The 16,109-nt window shown below is 61.6% G+C and carries 12 protein-coding genes; all 12 read right to left on the bottom strand.

All coding sequences use genetic code 11. The features are described from left to right. Nucleotides 1-40 precede the first annotated feature (40 nt). Nucleotides 41-2,611 (bottom strand): glucans biosynthesis glucosyltransferase MdoH, encoded by a 2,571-nt coding sequence (gene mdoH / locus FEE99_RS06295; protein WP_041477551.1) that lies wholly within the window; start codon nt 2,609-2,611, stop codon nt 41-43. After that, nucleotides 2,604-4,385 (bottom strand): glucan biosynthesis protein G, encoded by a 1,782-nt coding sequence (locus FEE99_RS06290; RefSeq protein ID WP_162098724.1) that lies wholly within the window; start codon nt 4,383-4,385, stop codon nt 2,604-2,606. The genes mdoH and FEE99_RS06290 overlap by 8 nt, the downstream gene beginning before the upstream one ends. 305 nt (nt 4,386-4,690) lie before the next feature. After that, nucleotides 4,691-5,128: a D-aminoacyl-tRNA deacylase gene (gene dtd / locus FEE99_RS06285; protein WP_041477550.1), complete on the bottom strand. Its 438-nt coding sequence runs from the start codon at nt 5,126-5,128 to the stop codon at nt 4,691-4,693. Further along, the gene (pip, locus tag FEE99_RS06280) at nt 5,125-6,096 is read right to left on the bottom strand and encodes a prolyl aminopeptidase (RefSeq protein WP_041477549.1); all 972 of its coding nucleotides are present in this window, start codon (nt 6,094-6,096) and stop codon (nt 5,125-5,127) included. The genes dtd and pip overlap by 4 nt, the downstream gene beginning before the upstream one ends. A 241-nt stretch (nt 6,097-6,337) precedes the next feature. Then, nucleotides 6,338-7,141 carry an N-formylglutamate deformylase gene (gene hutG, locus FEE99_RS06275; RefSeq protein WP_041477548.1) on the bottom strand — a complete coding sequence of 268 codons (804 nt, stop codon included), beginning with the start codon at nt 7,139-7,141 and terminating at the stop codon, nt 6,338-6,340. A gap of 10 nt (nt 7,142-7,151) precedes the next feature. Continuing rightward, nucleotides 7,152-8,357, bottom strand: coding sequence for an imidazolonepropionase (hutI, locus tag FEE99_RS06270; RefSeq protein WP_041477547.1), 1,206 nt, complete (start codon nt 8,355-8,357; stop codon nt 7,152-7,154). Nucleotides 8,358-8,457: 100 nt separating this feature from the next. Beyond that, nucleotides 8,458-9,990, bottom strand: a complete 1,533-nt coding sequence (gene hutH, locus FEE99_RS06265) for a histidine ammonia-lyase (RefSeq protein ID WP_041477546.1) — start codon at nt 9,988-9,990, stop codon at nt 8,458-8,460. A 117-nt stretch (nt 9,991-10,107) separates the two neighbouring features. After that, nucleotides 10,108-11,631, bottom strand: a complete 1,524-nt coding sequence (gene hutH, locus FEE99_RS06260) for a histidine ammonia-lyase (protein WP_041477545.1) — start codon at nt 11,629-11,631, stop codon at nt 10,108-10,110. A 184-nt stretch (nt 11,632-11,815) separates the two neighbouring features. Beyond that, nucleotides 11,816-12,646 carry a quaternary amine ABC transporter ATP-binding protein gene (locus tag FEE99_RS06255; RefSeq protein ID WP_016772086.1) on the bottom strand — a complete coding sequence of 277 codons (831 nt, stop codon included), beginning with the start codon at nt 12,644-12,646 and terminating at the stop codon, nt 11,816-11,818. After that, nucleotides 12,643-13,494: an ABC transporter permease gene (locus FEE99_RS06250; protein WP_016772087.1), complete on the bottom strand. Its 852-nt coding sequence runs from the start codon at nt 13,492-13,494 to the stop codon at nt 12,643-12,645. Before FEE99_RS06250 ends, FEE99_RS06255 begins: the two co-directional genes overlap by 4 nt. A 70-nt stretch (nt 13,495-13,564) precedes the next feature. Beyond that, entirely contained in the window at nt 13,565-14,533 is a 969-nt protein-coding gene (locus tag FEE99_RS06245; RefSeq protein WP_041477544.1) for an ABC transporter substrate-binding protein, read from the bottom strand. A 71-nt stretch (nt 14,534-14,604) separates the two neighbouring features. Next, complete coding sequence (locus tag FEE99_RS06240) at nt 14,605-16,077, bottom strand: purine-cytosine permease family protein (protein WP_041477543.1); 1,473 nt, start codon at nt 16,075-16,077, stop codon at nt 14,605-14,607. Between the last annotated feature and the right edge of the window lie 32 nt (nt 16,078-16,109).

Here is a 16,109-nt window from a genome sequence, read left to right as displayed (position 1 = left end):
GGACATAAAAAAACCCCGCTGAATCAGCGGGGTTCTCTTATCAGGCCGGCTGAGCCTGCAGGCTCACCGGTCGCAGCGGCAGCAACGGCGCATGCGGATCGGCTTTCACCGACGCGCGCCAGGCGTCCAGCCACTCAGCGTGACCTTCGGACCAGATCTGCTCGTGCAGGCGTGCCAGTGCTACAGGATCGCTGAGCAGTTGCAGACGATCATGGTTGTTCAGCCCGGCCGGGCCGACCTTGATCGCGTGTCGCACACGTTCCTGACGCAACCACTCGATCGGCTCGGCCTGACCGTGACGCGAGGTCGCCAGCGAGCACGCCAAGGCGTTCTGCTGAGGATCGACCACGGCGCGGACGAAGCCGTCGTTGAGGGCGTGATAACGGTTTTCGTGGGTGTACTGATCGGTTGCCAGCAAGGCCTGTGGCGGATTGTATTCCTCGGGGATGAGGAACAGGCTCTCGTCACGGGTCTTCAGACCGAGGCCGACACGGCTGGAGATCACCGATACCGGGATCGACAGCATCAGCGAACCGACGATCGGCACCAGCCACCAGAGGAAGCTCGGGTTCAGCCAGATCACCAGCAACGCCCAGAAGAAGCCCAGCAACGTCTGCGGACCGTGGCGCTTGACCGCTTCGCTCCACGGCGTCGAGTCGTCGTCACGCTGCGGCGAGTTCCAGGTCGCGGCCCAGCCGAGGAACGCGGCGAGGACGAAGCGGGTGTGGAAAATCATCCGCACCGGCGCCAGCAGCATGGAGAACAGCATCTCCAGGAGCATCGACAGGGTCACCTTGAACTTGCCGCCGAACTCTTTCGCGCCCTTGGCCCAGATCAGGATGATGCTCAACAGCTTCGGCAGGAACAGCAGCACGATGGTCGTCGAGAACAGCGCGATGGCCTTGTCCGGGTGCCATTGTGGCCACAGCGGATAGAGCTGACGCGGTTCGAGGAAGTACTGCGGCTCCATCAGCGTGTTCACCGCCAGCAGCGCGGTCGACAACACCAGGAAGAAGAACCACAGCGGCGCCGACAGGTAGGACATCACGCCGGTGAGGAACACCGCGCGGTGCACCGGGTGCATGCCCTTGACCAGGAACAGGCGGAAGTTCATCAGGTTGCCGTGGCACCAGCGACGGTCACGCTTGAGCTCGTCGAGCAGGTTCGGCGGCAACTCTTCGTAACTGCCCGGCAGGTCGTAGGCAATCCACACGCCCCAACCGGCACGGCGCATCAGCGCAGCTTCGACGAAGTCGTGGGACAGGATCGCACCGGAGAACGCGCCCTTGCCCGGCAACGGCGCCAAAGCGCAGTGGTCGATGAACGGCTTCATGCGGATGATCGCGTTGTGACCCCAGTAGTGCGATTCACCCAACTGCCAGAAGTGCAGGCCGGCAGTAAACAGCGGGCCGTACACGCGGGTGGCGAACTGCTGCATGCGCGCATACAGGGTGTCCATGCCCGACGCACGTGGCGCGGTCTGGATGATCCCGGCGTCCGGCGTGGCTTCCATCAGGCGCACTAGACTGGTCAGGCACTCGCCACTCATCACCGAGTCGGCGTCGAGCACGACCATGTACTTGTAGTCACCACCCCAACGACGGCAGAAGTCGTCGAGGTTGCCGCTCTTGCGCTTCACACGACGGCGACGACGGCGATAGAAGATCTTGCCGAAGCCTTTGGCTTCGCGGCAGACATCCAGCCAGGCCTGTTGCTCGGCGACGCAGATATCGGTGTCGTTACTGTCACTGAGGACGAAGAAGTCGAAGCGATCCAGATCACCGGTGGCCGCTACCGATTCGAACGTCGCACGCAGCCCGGCGAATACACGCGGCACGTCTTCGTTGCAGATCGGCATCACCAGCGCCGTACGCGCATCTTTCGGAATCGGCTCGTTACCCGCGCTTTTCCCGGAGATACGGTATTTATCGTGGCCGGTGAGCAACTCGAGGAAGCCCATCAGCGCGGTCCAAAAACCGGCCGATACCCAGCAGAACAGAATCCCGAACAGAATCAGGATGCTGGTTTGCAGCGCATACGGCAGCACTTGCGTGGCGGTTTGCAGCAGCGGCTGATGCAGGACTTCTTCCAGATCGACGAACGACCAGCCCTGGTACGGCATGATGCCTTTCATGTACCAACCGGCAACGATGGTCTGGCCGAGCATCAGCAGCAACAGGATGTAGCGACGGATCGAGCCGACGGTGCGCCAGCGCGCGGCCGGCAGGACGTTGGCGTCCTTCGGCGGCTGCGGCGGGTTGGTGCGCCCGGTCAGACGGCGCCAGCCACGCACCAGAATATTGGTGCGCCATGGCTCCGGCACGACCTTGGTGCGGCGGATTGGCGGGGTCGCCTTGAGGCTGACCCGACCGCTGGCATCGAGCACCAGCATCTCCGCTTCAGCCAGTTCTTCGGCAGTGCTCAGGGTCAGACGCTTGCCCACCGAAGCCTGGGCGGCTTCGGCAGGGGCGTCGAATGTCGAGGACGACAGGCGTTCATGCAGCTCGCTGAACGACTGGCAACCCGCGAGTTCCGCGCGTTGCTCGTCGGTCATCGGCAGATGCGCCAGATACTCGGACAGAGTCTCTGGCTGTACTGGTGAATTACTCATCGGCAGGCAACTGATAGCTCCAGGTCTCGGTCAGGACTTCTTCAGTCGGCGCCGATTCCGGTGTGGCTGGGGCCGCGTCGGCAGCGACTGGCTGCTTGGCGTCTTTGTTGGCCTTGTCCTTGGCGTCGGCTGCAGGCTTGGCTTCAGCCTGTTTGGCTTCGGCGGCCTTGGCTTCCTTGTCGAGTTTTTCCTGTTGCTTGGCGGCAACCTTGTCAGCCTTGGCGACCGACGAATTGGACGCCGGCACCGATTTGCCCAGATCCGCGGTGACCACCGGCTGAACCAGGGCAGCGCGCATCTCGGTCGCTTTGCTCGGATCCTTGATCTTCATCCGCAGGGTCAAGCGCCAGCCCTTGGTTTCCGGGTTGTAGCGCACGCTGTTCTCGACCAGTTCGGCATTGTCGCCGACGCTGACCTGACTGCGCACGTCGGCATCCGGCGTCAGTGCCGCCAGCGACGGACCTTCGAAGTCGACCAGATAGGCCACGCTGCCATCGGGCTGACGGATCAGGTTCGATTGCTTGACGTCACCGGTCGAACGCAGGGTCTGCGCCACCCAGGCGCTGTCCGGCGCATGGAGTGCTGCTTCGTCCATGGTCCAGTGCATGCGGTAGGCGAAGTCCAGCGGCTGGCCTGGCTCCGGCATTTTTTCCGGGCTCCAGAACGCAACGATGTTGTCGTTGGTTTCGTCTGCGGTCGGAATCTCTACCAGATCGACAGTGCCCTTGCCCCACTCGCCCTTCGGCTCGATCCAGGCACTTGGGCGCTTGTCGTAGCGGTCGTCGAGGTCTTCGTAGTGGCTGAAATCACGGCCACGCTGCAGCAGACCGAAACCACGCGGGTTCTCGACGCTGAAGTTGCTCACAGCCAGATGTTTCGGGTTGTTCAGTGGGCGCCAGATCCACTCGCCGTTGCCGGCATGGATCGACAGACCGCTGGAGTCGTGCAGTTCACGACGGTAGTTGAGCACTTTCGACGGCTGGTTGGCGCCGAACAGGAACATGCTGGTCAGCGGCGCGATGCCCAGTTTGCCGACCTTGTCACGCAGGAACATCTGCGCCTTGACGTCGACGATGGTGTCGCTGCCCGGACGCAGGATCAAACGGTAGGCACCAGTGGCACGCGGCGAGTCGAGCAGAGCAAAGATCACCAGGTGCTTGTCGCCCGGCTTGGGCTGCTGAATCCAGAACTCGCGGAAACGCGGGAACTCTTCACCCGACGGCAGCGCGGTATCGATCGCCAGACCACGGGCCGACAGACCATAGGTGTGGCCCTTGCCGACGACGCGGAAGTAGCTCGCGCCGAGCATGGTCATGATCTCGTCTTGCTTGTCGGCCTTGTTGATCGGGTACAGCACACGGAAACCGGCATAACCCAGTTGCTCGGTGGCTTTCGGATCGAATTTCAGGTCGCCGAAATCGAAGCGGCTCGGATCGTATTTGATCTCCGAGACGGTATTGGTGGTGATTTCGTTGATTTTCACCGGTGTATCGAAGTGCATACCCTGGTGATAGAAGGAGAGCTTGAACGGCGTCTTCTGATCGGCCCACTCAGCCTTTTCGGTGAGGAAGCGGATCTTCTGGTAGTCCGCGAACTTCATTTCGCGGAATTCGTTCGGCAGGTTGCTGCGCGGGGCTTCGAACTTCTGCCCGGCCAGCTCTTTGGCCTTGGCCGATACGTCGTCAAGATTGAACGCCCAAAGCTGACCGGCGCTGAGCAGGCACAGGAGCGCCGAACCCGCTACCAGAGCACTTCGCATGCGTTTGGCAGACATTTTTGCTGCATTACAGGGACTAACAATCACGAGCAACCCTCGCCGAAAACAGATCAATAAACCAACGGCCAGCTATCTTTATGCCAGGTTGGCGAGCATTGTTCCGACTCCGCCGGGGCAAAATGATTCCCCAATCGGATCCAGACAAGTCTCTACCTAAGTCAAAACGGATCAACGAATGTCGATCCCCGCAGCGCGCGATTATCTAGTAGCCCGGATGACAACGCATCAGGGGTAACAAAGTATTTATCGCGAAAACAGCCTAAAAACAGTCGAAATTTCCGAAAAAGGTGTTTCAGGCACTGTCACGTCTGTAACAAAAAGGTAACCGGGCCATCGTTGACCAGGTGCACCTGCATATCGGCGCCGAATCTACCTGATGCCACAGTGCCATGCACCTGTTTCGCCTGGCTCAATAAATAGTCGAACAATTCCTCACCCAGTGCCGGCGGTGCGGCCGTGGAAAAGCTCGGGCGCAGGCCGCTTTTGGTGTCGGCGGCAAGTGTGAACTGAGAGACCAGCAGCAACCCGCCACCCACATCCGCCAGGGACAGATTCATCTTGCCCTGGGCGTCACTGAATACTCGATAGTTAAGCAGCTTATGCAGAAGTTTGTCGGCGCTGGTACGCGTATCGTCGGGTTCTACCGCGACCAGCACGAGCAAACCCTGATCGATTGCGCCGACTACCTCGCCAGTGACTTCAACCCGCGCGCCGCATACGCGTTGTAACAGCGCCTTCATGCTTCTTCGAGTGGCAAGTCGAGCAGGCGCTGGGCCATTTTGCTCGCCGCGCGCACCAGCGCATCAGTGATGCCCGGCTCGGACGCGGCGTGGCCGGCGTCGCGGATCACCTGCAATTCGCTGTTCGGCCAGGCCTGGTGCAATTCCCAGGCGTTGTCGAGCGGGCAGATCACGTCGTAGCGCCCGTGAATGATCACGCCGGGCAGATGAGCGATCTTGCCCATGTCGCGGATCAGCTGGTTCGGCTCAAGGAAGGCGTTGTTGGTGAAGTAGTGGCATTCGATCCGCGCAATCGACAGCGCGCGCTGCGGCTCGGAGAACCGATCGACCACCAGCGGGTTCGGCCGCAGGGTCGCGGTGCGCCCTTCCCAAGTAGACCACGCCTTGGCCGCATGCATCTGGGCGATCTGATCGTTGCCGATCAGGCGTTTGTGGAAAGCGGTGAGCAGGTCGTCGCGCTCGTCCAGCGGGATCGGCGCGATGTAGTCCTGCCAGTAATCGGGGAACAGACGGCTGGCGCCGGCCTGATAGAACCATTCGATTTCCTGCGGACGGCAGAGGAAGATCCCGCGCAGAATCAAACCGTGCACGCGCTCCGGGTGGGTTTGCGCGTAGGCCAACGCCAGGGTCGAACCCCAGGAGCCGCCGAACAACACCCATTTTTCGATGCCCAGGTGTTTGCGGATGCGCTCAAGGTCTTCGACCAGATCCCAGGTGGTGTTGTTTTCCAGGCTGGCGTGCGGGGTGGAGCGACCGCAGCCGCGCTGGTCGAAGGTGACGATGCGATACAGATTCGGATCGAAATAGCGTCGGCTCTGGGCGTCGCAGCCGGCGCCGGGGCCACCGTGGATGAATACGACCGGCAATCCTTCCGGCGAGCCGCTTTCATCGACGTACAGCGTATGGGTGTCATCGACAGCCAGATCGTGCCGGGCGTGGGGTTTGATCTGCGGAAACAAAGTCTGCATTGCGCGCTCCGTAAGGGGTCGAGGTCATCCCTGGGGGGACTCGTATTATTCTGCCGTTGGGCATCATAAACCCGATTTGCGTCAATGAGCATGCCTGTGCGCTGTCACCGTTTGTCAGCCATCACCCTCACGGGCTGAACGCGATCCTGTGGGAGCGAGCCTGCTCGCGAACGCGGTGTGTCATTCAGCCTGGTTGTCGGCTGAACGGATGCCTTCGCGAGCAGGCTCGCTCCCACAGGGGTTAGGCGCTGTAGTGAGATTTTGCCCAGGCCAGATAGCCCTGCAGCAATTCCCTGAGCACCACCCGCGTCGACTCGGCGAGGTCAGCGCGGTAGCGGAACGGTTCGAACTCTTCCATGTAGGTGGACTGGCACAGTTCCAGCTGCACGGCGTGGATGTTCTGCGCCGGATCGCCGTACTGGCGGGTGATGTGCCCGCCTTTGAAGCGACCGTTGAGCACATGAGTAAACTGCTCGTGCCGCGCGCAGATCACTTCCAGTTCAGCAGCCAGTTGCGGATCACAACTGGCGCCATTGAACGTGCCAAGGTTGAAGTCCGGCAGTTTGCCGTCGAACAGGTGCGGGATGATCGAGCGGATCGAGTGCGCATCGAACAACAGCGCGTAACCGAATTCGGCTTTCAGTCGCGCCAGTTCCTCCTGCAAGGTGCGGTGATACGGCGTCCAGATCTGCTCCAGATAAGTCGCGCGTTCCTCTTTCGACGGCTCCTGCCCCTCCTCAAACAACGGAATGCCGTCGAACAACGTCGCCGGATACAACCCGGTGGTCGCCCCGGCATACAACGGCTTGTCGTCGGACGGCCGGTTGAGGTCGATGACGAAACGCGAATACTCGGCAGCCAGGGTGCTGGCGCCCAGTTCCTCGGCAAAATCGTAGAGCTGCGGGATATGCCAGTCGGTGTCCGGCAAACTCTTCGCGACGGGGATCAACCCGACTTCGACCGCCGGGGTCAGACGCACGCCGGCGTGGGGCATGCTGATCAGCAGCGGCACGCGGCCTTGTTTGAAATTCAGAACCTTGTCCACAACCGTTCTCCTACAGATTCGATTCGACGCCGTGACGCACGACGCGCTTGTCCAGATCGCCCCCGAGCCAATAGGCCAGATCCGCCGGACGCTCGATGTCCCACGCCACGAAATCAGCGACCTTGCCGACCTCCAGCGAGCCGTGGGTATCGGCCATGCCCAACGCCTGCGCGGCATGAAGGGTCGCCCCGGCCAGGGCTTCTTCCGGAGTCATGCGAAAACAGGTGCAGGCCATGTTCAGCATCAGGCGCAACGACAGCGCGGGCGAGGTGCCGGGATTGAGGTCGCTGGCGATGGCGATCTTCACCTTGTGCTTGCGCAGCGCGTCCATTGGCGGCAATTGGGTTTCGCGCAGAAAGTAGAACGCGCCTGGCAGCAGCACGGCGACGGTGTCGGCAGCGGCCATGGCGATCGCGTCGTCCTCGTCCATGAACTCCAGGTGATCGGCGGACAAGGCTTTGTAGCGCGCGGCGAGGCTGGAACCATGCAGCGAGGACAATTGCTCGGCGTGCAGCTTCACCGGCAGTCCGAGTTGTTGCGCGGCGACGAAGACCCGCTCGACCTGCTCCGGCGAAAACGCCAGGTATTCGCAGAACGCATCCACGGCATCGACCAAACCTTCGGCGGCGAGGGCCGGAAGCATCTGCTCGCAGACCAGATCGATGTAATCGTCGGCGCGATCCTTGTACTCCGGCGGCAACGCGTGCGCCGCCAGGCAAGTGCTGCGCACGCTGATCGGCAGCTCTTCGGCCAGGCGCCGGATGACCCGCAGCAGCTTGCGCTCGTTGGCCAGATCGAGACCGTAGCCGGATTTCATTTCCACCGTGGTCACGCCGTCGCGCATCAGGCTTTTCAGGCGTTTGGCGGCGCTGGCGAACAACTCGTCTTCGCTCGCTTCACGGGTGGCGCGCACGGTGCTGGCGATGCCGCCGCCCTGCGCGGCGATCTCGGCGTAGCTGACGCCTTGCAGACGCTGCTCGAACTCGCCGCTGCGGTTGCCGCCGAACACGGTGTGGGTGTGGCAGTCGATCAGACCGGGGGTGACCCACGCACCCTGCAAATCATTGACCGCCGGGTATTCGCCGGTCGGCAATTGAGTGCGCGGGCCGATCCACTCGATCAGCGTGCCGGACGTCACGATCGCGGCATCCTCGATGATCGAATAGGCGCCGTTGGCCATGGTTGCGACGTGGCAGTGTTGCCAGAGGGTTTTCATCCCAAATCCTCGTCTTGTTCGAAATCGATTCGCGAGCAGGCTCGCTCCCACAGTTGAATAGGGTTCCCCAGTGGGAGCGAGCCTGCTCGCGAAGAGGCCATCACAGGCTCGGCAAAAGCTTCGCCGGCACCAGCTCGGTCAGACACCGCGAAGCCAGCAATTGCGTCGCAGCATTGATGTCCGGCGCAAAGAAGCGGTCCTTCTCATAGAACGGCACTTCCTTACGCAAGATCGCCCGCGCCTGTTCCAGCTTCGGCGAAGTCTTCAGGCCGTTACGCAGATCCAGCCCCTGCACCGCCGCCAGCCATTCCACGGCGAGAATGCCGCGAGTGTTCTCAGCCATTTCCCACAGGCGCTTGCCGGCGGCCGGGGCCATCGACACGTGGTCTTCCTGGTTGGCCGAGGTCGGCAGGCTGTCCACCGAATGCGGGTGGGACAACGCCTTGTTTTCGCTGGCCAGCGCCGCAGCGGTGACTTGGGCGATCATGAAACCGGAGTTCACCCCGCCATTGGCCACCAGGAACGGCGGCAGTTGCGACATGTGCTTGTCCATCATCAGCGAGATGCGGCGTTCGCTCAGCGAGCCGATTTCAGCGATGGCCAGGGCCATGTTGTCAGCGGCCATGGCCACCGGTTCGGCGTGGAAGTTGCCGCCGGAAATCACGTCGCCTTCGGCGGCGAATACCAGAGGGTTGTCGGAAACCGCGTTGGCTTCGACCGCCAGCACTTCAGCGGCCTGGCGGAACTGGGTCAGGCAGGCGCCCATGACTTGCGGCTGGCAGCGCAGCGAGTACGGGTCCTGGACCTTGTCGCAGTTCTGGTGCGAGGCGGAAACTTCGCTGCGCTCGCCGAGCAGATCGCGATAAGCCGCAGCGGCGTCGATCTGTCCTCTCTGCCCACGCGCGGCATGAATGCGCGCGTCGAACGGCGAGCGCGAACCGAGCACGGCTTCTACGGTGAGACTGCCCAGCGCCACTGCACCGGCAAACAGATCTTCGCCTTCGAACAAACCGCGCAGGGCAAACGCCGTGGAAACCTGGGTACCGTTGAGCAGCGCCAGACCTTCTTTAGCCGCTAACGTCAGCGGCGCCAGGCCGGCGACTTTCAGCGCTTCGGTGGCTTCAAGCCATTCGCCCTTGTAGTGGGCCTTGCCCTCGCCCAGCAGCACCAGCGACATGTGCGCCAACGGCGCCAGATCGCCCGACGCACCGACCGAACCTTTCAGCGGAATGTGCGGATAGACCTCGGCATTGATCAGCGCGATCAGCGCATCGATCACCTGCCGACGGATGCCGGAAAAACCACGGCTGAGACTGTTGACCTTGAGCACCATGATCAGTCGCACAAGGTCATCGCTGATCGGCTGGCCGACGCCGGCAGCGTGCGAGAGCACCAGCGAACGCTGCAGGTTTTCCAGGTCTTCGCTGGCGATGCGCGTCGAGGCCAGCAGGCCGAAACCGGTGTTGATGCCGTAGGCGGTGCGGTTCTCGGCGAGGATCTGTTCGACGCAGGCGACGCTGGCCTCGATCTGCGCGCTGGCGCTGTTGTCGAGGGTCAGTGTGACCGGGTTCTGATAGACGTCACGCAGTTGGGCCAGGCTCAGTTGGCCGGGGATCAGGTTCAGCGCAGTCATTAAAATGCTCCTTTTGAGAGTTTGTTATTAACTACCAGTCGCTCCGGAGCATTCCGTTATCCGTCGTTTCTCGTCTTGTGAACGATCCACGCCTTGGCACGCTGGTATGGGTAGTTGTCAGTACAAATTCGGGAGAACGTTGTGCGGCAGATTCGGGTCTTTCAGCACGGTCGCAGCGGCAGCGATATCCGGCGCCAGCCAGCGATCCTGATCGTAGGCGGGGACCGTTTCGCGCAGCAGTTTCCACGCGCGGTCAGTGCCCACGCCAAAGCGCTGTTCCTTGAGGAATTCAAACGCCTGCGCCGCCAGCAGGTATTCAATCGCGAGGATCTGCGTGCAGTTTTCCAGCGCGCGATGCAGCTTCAGCGCGGCGTTGGTGCCCATGCTCAGGTGATCTTCCTGCAGGCCCGAGGTGATGTAGTTGTCGAGTACCGCCGGTTGCGCCAATTGACGGTTTTCCGCACACAGCGAGGCGGCGACGTATTGCACGATCATCATCCCCGAGTTGACCCCGGGATTGGCCACCAGAAACGCCGGCAGACCGCTGACGTGCGGATTGACCAAACGGTCCAGACGACGCTCGGCGATCGAGCCGATTTCAGCCATGGCAATCGCCAGCAGATCCGCAGCCATCGCCACGGATTGACCGTGCGGGTTGGCCTGCGACATCACCCGGAAATTGTCCGGTGTGCCGAGCAGTAACGGGTTGTCGGTGCAGCCGTTGAGTTCGGCTTGGACCTGTTTGATTGCGTGCTCCAGTTGATCACGCGCGGCGCCGTGGACCTGCGGGATCGAACGGATGCTCAGCGCGTCCTGAGTGCGAATGCCTTTGCTTGCGGCGATCACTTGGCTGCCATCGAGTAATGCACGCAGATTTTCGCCGACCTGCTGCATGCCCGGATGCGGCTTGAGCGCAATGATCTCGGCATCGAACGCATCGATCTGGCCGCGCTGGGCTTCGAAACTCATCGCACCAATGACATCGGCCCATTGCAACAGCCGCGTAGCATCGGCAATCGCCAGGCAACTGAGGCCGGTCATGCAGGGCGTGCCGTTGACCAGACACAAGCCATCCTTCGCGCCGAGCTGCACAGGTTGCAGGCCCTCTTCGGCCAGCGCCTGTTGCGCCGAAATGATCTGCCCGCGATAACTGACATTGCCAACGCCGAGCAGCGCGATGCCGATGTGCGCCATGTGCGTCAGGTAACCCACCGAACCCTGCGACGGCACCTGCGGGGTGATGCCGCGATTGAGCAGCGCCAGCAGCCCTTCGACCACACGCCGATGCAGGCCGGACTTGCCGTGGCTGTAGTTGTGGATCGCAGCGCAGATGATTGCGCGGGTCTGCTCGTCGCTGAGCACCGGGCCGACACCGCAGGCATGGCTGAGCAAGGTGTTGCGCGAGAGTTGGCTGAGCTGTTCGTCCTGCAGCGAGACGTTGGACAGACCGCCCAGACCGGTGTTGACGCCATAGGCGCGCTCGCCGCTGGCGACGATGCGCTGGACGATGGCCTGAGCGTTATCGATGCGCGCCCAGGTTTCGCTGGACAGTTCCAGTGGCGCACCGTGCCGGGCGACGGCGACCACGTCCTGCCAACGCAGAGGGCTGCCTGTGATAACGATTTTTTCAGCCTGGGACATCTAAAACCTCATACCAATTCTGTTGATGCAAGTAACCCTGTGGTGAGGGGATTTATCCCCGTTGGGTGGCGAAGCCGCCCCAAACCATGCCCGCAAATCCGTCAGACAGACCGCAGTGGCCGGTTTTACGACTGCTTCGCAGCCGAACGGGGATAAATCCCCTCGCCACGACGGCCACTCAGTCTCAGACCACCGCCGCCCGCCGCTGCACGAAGCGGTCGACATACTCATCCGCCGGCGAGTGCAGGATCTCTCTTGGCGTACCCACCTGGATCAACCGGCCATCCTTGAGAATCGCGATGCGATTGCCGATGCGCACGGCTTCGTCGAGGTCGTGGGTGATGAAGACGATGGTTTTGTGCAGGGTCTTTTGCAGTTCCAGCAACTGGTCCTGCATTTCGGCGCGGATCAGCGGGTCCAGCGCACTGAACGCTTCGTCCATGAGGATGATGTCGGTGTCCGCCGCCAATGCACGGGCGAGGCCGACGCGCTGACGCATGCCACCGGAGAGCTGGTGCGGGTATTTGTTTTCGTAGCCTTTGAGACCGACGGTGTTGATCCAGTGCAGCGCGCGTTCGGCGCAGACCTGCTTGCTCTCGCCGCGCACTTTCAGGCCGTAGGCGACGTTATCGAGCACGGTTTTGTGCGGCAGCAGACCGAAGCTCTGGAACACCATGCTGATCTTGTGTCGACGAAATTCACGCAGGGCGTCCATGTCGTACTGCAGGATGTCCTCGCCATCGACCAGAATCGCCCCGCTGGTAGGATCGATCAGGCGATTGAAGTGGCGCACCAGGGTGGATTTGCCCGAGCCGGACAGGCCCATGATCACAAAGATTTCGCCAGTGCCGATGCTCAGCGACAAGTCGTTCACGCCGACCACGCAACCGGTTTCGTTGAGCACCTGATCCTTGCTCTTGCCCTGGCCGACCATGGCCAGCGCGTCCTTGGCGCGGTTGCCGAAAATCTTGAAGACGTTGCGCACTTCGATCTTGCTCACGCTTGCATTGCTCATTTGCTCACCTCATGGCGTGGCCGACCGTACGCTTGAGTGATGCGGTCGATGACCACCGCGAGAATCACGATCGCCAGCCCGGCTTCGAGACCACGGCCGACGTTGAGGGTCTGAATCCCCACCAGTACGTCTTCACCGAGGCCGCGGGCGCCGATCATTGAGGCGATCACCACCATCGACAGGGCCATCATCGTGGTCTGGTTGATCCCGGCCATGATGCTCGGCAGCGCCAGCGGCAGTTGCACGCCGAACAGTTGCTGCCAGCGGTTGGCGCCGAAGGCATTGATCGCTTCCATGACTTCGCCGTCGACCTGGCGAATACCAAGGTCGGTCAGGCGAATCAGCGGGGGCGCGGCGTAGATCACCGTGGCGAAAATCGCCGGCACCTTGCCCAGGCCGAACAGCATCAGCACCGGAATCAGGTAAACGAAACTCGGCATGGTCTGCATGATGTCGAGCAGCGGCATCAGCACCGAACGCAGGCGATTGCTGCGCGCCGAGAGAATCCCCAGCGGGATGCCGATCAGCACCGAAATGATCGTCGCGACCATCATCAGCGCCAGGGTCTGCATGAGTTTGTCCCAGAGGCCGACCGCACCCACCAGAAACAGCAAGCCGACAATCACGGCGGTGGTCACGACCTTGCGCGTGGCGTGCCAGGCGATGACACCGACGATTGCCAGCATCAACCACCACGGCGCCGCACGCAGCAAACCTTCGAGACTGACGATGGCCCACAACAGCGTGTCGGAGATATGCCGGAACACGTCGCCGTAGTTGGTCACCAGCGAATCGACCCAACCGTTGACCCAGTCGGCGATGGAAAAGGTAAAGCTTTCGGGAAACATAAGGGACTCTCAATCAAGGGGTTGCGATCAAGCGTCCGGCTGCCGTGGCTGGCAGCCGGGGAAACCTGACCTACAAGGCCGCGTCGATTTTCTTGGCTGCGTCGTCGCTCACCCATGCGTGCCAGACTTCAGGATGTTCCTTGAGGAAGATTTTCGCCAGTTTTGCCGACTCGATACGTTCCTTGGCCATGCGCCCGAGGTTCTGATTGAGCAGGTCGATCGGCAGGTTGACCTTTTCCAGCACGGCGACCAGTTCCGGGGCTTCGTCGTGGAAGGTTTTCGACAGGCCGACCTTGATGCTGACGGTCTTGTCGACGCCGGGTTTCTCTTCCAGTTTGACTGCATCGATCTGGCCCATCAGCGGGGTCGGCGACCAGTAGTAGAAGAGGATCGGCTCGCCACGCTTGTAGCTCGACAGCACCGCCGCATCCAGCGCAGGTCCGGTGCCCGGACGGAAGTTGGTGTAACTGTTTTCCAGGCCATAACTCTTGAGCATTTCGCTGTTGTCGAGCTCGCAGGTCCAGCCGGCCGGGCAGTTATAGAAGCGGCCCTTGGACGGCTCTTCGGCGTCCTTGAACACGGCGGAATACTTGCCCAGGTCAGCGATGTTTTTCAGGTCCGGGGCTTTCGCCTCAAGCTTGCGCTTGGCGTCGCCTTCGATCACGTAACGCGGCACGTACCAGCCTTCGACCGCGCCCACCACCGGTGCACCGACGCCGACGACCTTGCCGGCCTTCTCGGCCTTGTTCCAGACCTCGCTGCGGCCGACCCACTCTTCGGCAAACACTTGAATATCGTTGCTGCTCAGGGCGTTTTCCATGGTGATGGAATTGCCCGGCAGGCTGTCGGTCTTGCAGCCGTAACCTTTCTCCAGCACCACTTGCATAACGTCGGTCAGGAGCATGCCGCTTTCCCAGTTCAGCCCGGCAAATTTCACCGGTTTGCCCGATTCGCACCAGCCGGCGGCTTGCGTCGCGCCGGCACTGGCCAAGAGGCCCATGGACAGCAATGTGGTCAGCAGGGTCTTGTTCGATTTCATTGTCGTGACGCTCCTAATCATGAATGGGCTTACGGCAGTTCAAGAGGCATCCAGCCTGGTCCACGTCCAGATCAGGCCTGCGCCGCAGCGCGACCGGCCCCGCTCGTTTTTGCTTGTTGGGTGCTGTTCTGCTCGACCGGCAGAATCAGGTGATCGGGCACGGTGCTGTGCCATTTCTTTGCGCAGAAGTAATAGACGGCGGCCGGGAGAACCAGACCGATGATCCAGGAAATGTCGACATCACCGAGGGCGGCCACCAGTGGGCCGGTGTAGAACTTGGTCGAGATGAATGGCAACTGCACCAGCACGCCGAACACATAGACACTGATACCGAGCAGGTTCCAGCGGCCGTAGCGACCGTCCGGATTGGCCAGCGCCGGCACGTCGTAACGCTCGCGGGTGATGCAGTAGTAGTCGACCAGATTGATCGCGCTCCACGGGGTGAAGAAGGCGAGCAGAAACAGGATGAACGACTTGAACGCACCGAGGAACGAGTGCTGCCCGAGCAGGGCAATCAGGGTTGCCGCGCCGACGATGAACAGCACGAACACCAGCCGTTGCATGCGGGTAACCGTCAGGTGTCCTTTGAAGCCACTGATGATGGTGGCGATGCACATGAAGCTGCCGTAAGAGTTCAGCGTCGAGATGGTCACCTTGCCGAACGCGATACTGAAATACAGCAGCGCGGCAGTGGCGCCGGTACCGCCGAGGCCGACGATGTAGGCGACTTCATGGCCAGCGAATTGACCGTTGGCCGACGCGGCGGCAAACACGCCGAGGATCATCGCCACCTGCGCGCCGATCACCGAACCTGCGCCAGCGGCGAAAAAGGTTTTCACCGATGAAGTGGCGCTCGGCAGGTAACGCGAGTAGTCCGCCACATACGGGCCGAAAGCGATCTGCCAGGACGCAGCCAACGACACCGCCAGCAGAAAGCTGCTCCAGCTGAAGTGGCGGATTTGCAGGAGTGCACCGACGTCGGTCTGGCTCATCAGCCGCCAGAACAGGAACACAAAAGCGATCACGCCAATCACACTGGCGACGCGGCCGATCCAGTGGATTACCCGGTAGCCAAGCACTGTGACCAGCACGATGACGCTGGCGAAAATCAGGATGCCTACACTGTCGCTGACACCGAACAACTGGCCCAGCGCCTGCCCGGACAGCACCGTTCCGGTGGCGGTGAAGCCGAGGTACATCAGGCACACCAGCACGATCGGAATCGCAGCGCCATAAACGCCGAATTGCACACGACTGGAGATCATCTGCGGCAAGCCTAGTTTCGGTCCCTGCGCGGCATGCAGCGCCATCACACCACCGCCGAGCAGTTGGCCGATCAAAAGACCGATCAACGACCAGAACACATCACCGCCAAGCACCACGGCCAAGGCCCCGGTGACGATCGCGGTGATCTGCAGGTTGGCGCCCATCCACAGGGTGAACTGACTGAACAGACGACCGTGTCTTTCCGCTTCCGGGATGTAGTCGATCGAACGCCTTTCGATCAACGGAGTACTGCCTGCACGTTCGTTGTTAACCGCCATGATTCAACCTCTGTGGATTGCTATTCGGGTTC

Origin of the sequence: Pseudomonas sp. ef1 (assembly GCF_007293365.2) — a bacterium.
Taxonomy (GTDB): Bacteria; Pseudomonadota; Gammaproteobacteria; order Pseudomonadales; family Pseudomonadaceae; genus Aquipseudomonas; species Aquipseudomonas siliginis.
Note: the sequence above shows the minus strand (reverse complement) of the source record. Positions and strands in the feature narration are given on the sequence as shown.

What these genes read in the sequence shown, in the direction of transcription:
- FEE99_RS06255 (WP_016772086.1), bottom strand. Translation starts at nt 12,646, where the DNA reads ATGAGCAATGCAAGCGTGAGCAAGATCGAAGTGCGCAACGTCTTCAAG.
- FEE99_RS06250 (WP_016772087.1), bottom strand. Translation starts at nt 13,494, where the DNA reads ATGTTTCCCGAAAGCTTTACCTTTTCCATCGCCGACTGGGTCAACGGT.
- mdoH (WP_041477551.1), bottom strand. Translation starts at nt 2,611, where the DNA reads ATGAGTAATTCACCAGTACAGCCAGAGACTCTGTCCGAGTATCTGGCG.
- pip (WP_041477549.1), bottom strand. Translation starts at nt 6,096, where the DNA reads ATGCAGACTTTGTTTCCGCAGATCAAACCCCACGCCCGGCACGATCTG.
- hutH (WP_041477546.1), bottom strand. Translation starts at nt 9,990, where the DNA reads ATGACTGCGCTGAACCTGATCCCCGGCCAACTGAGCCTGGCCCAACTG.
- FEE99_RS06245 (WP_041477544.1), bottom strand. Translation starts at nt 14,533, where the DNA reads ATGAAATCGAACAAGACCCTGCTGACCACATTGCTGTCCATGGGCCTC.
- FEE99_RS06240 (WP_041477543.1), bottom strand. Translation starts at nt 16,077, where the DNA reads ATGGCGGTTAACAACGAACGTGCAGGCAGTACTCCGTTGATCGAAAGG.
- dtd (WP_041477550.1), bottom strand. Translation starts at nt 5,128, where the DNA reads ATGAAGGCGCTGTTACAACGCGTATGCGGCGCGCGGGTTGAAGTCACT.
- hutH (WP_041477545.1), bottom strand. Translation starts at nt 11,631, where the DNA reads ATGTCCCAGGCTGAAAAAATCGTTATCACAGGCAGCCCTCTGCGTTGG.
- FEE99_RS06290 (WP_162098724.1), bottom strand. Translation starts at nt 4,385, where the DNA reads ATGTCTGCCAAACGCATGCGAAGTGCTCTGGTAGCGGGTTCGGCGCTC.
- hutI (WP_041477547.1), bottom strand. Translation starts at nt 8,357, where the DNA reads ATGAAAACCCTCTGGCAACACTGCCACGTCGCAACCATGGCCAACGGC.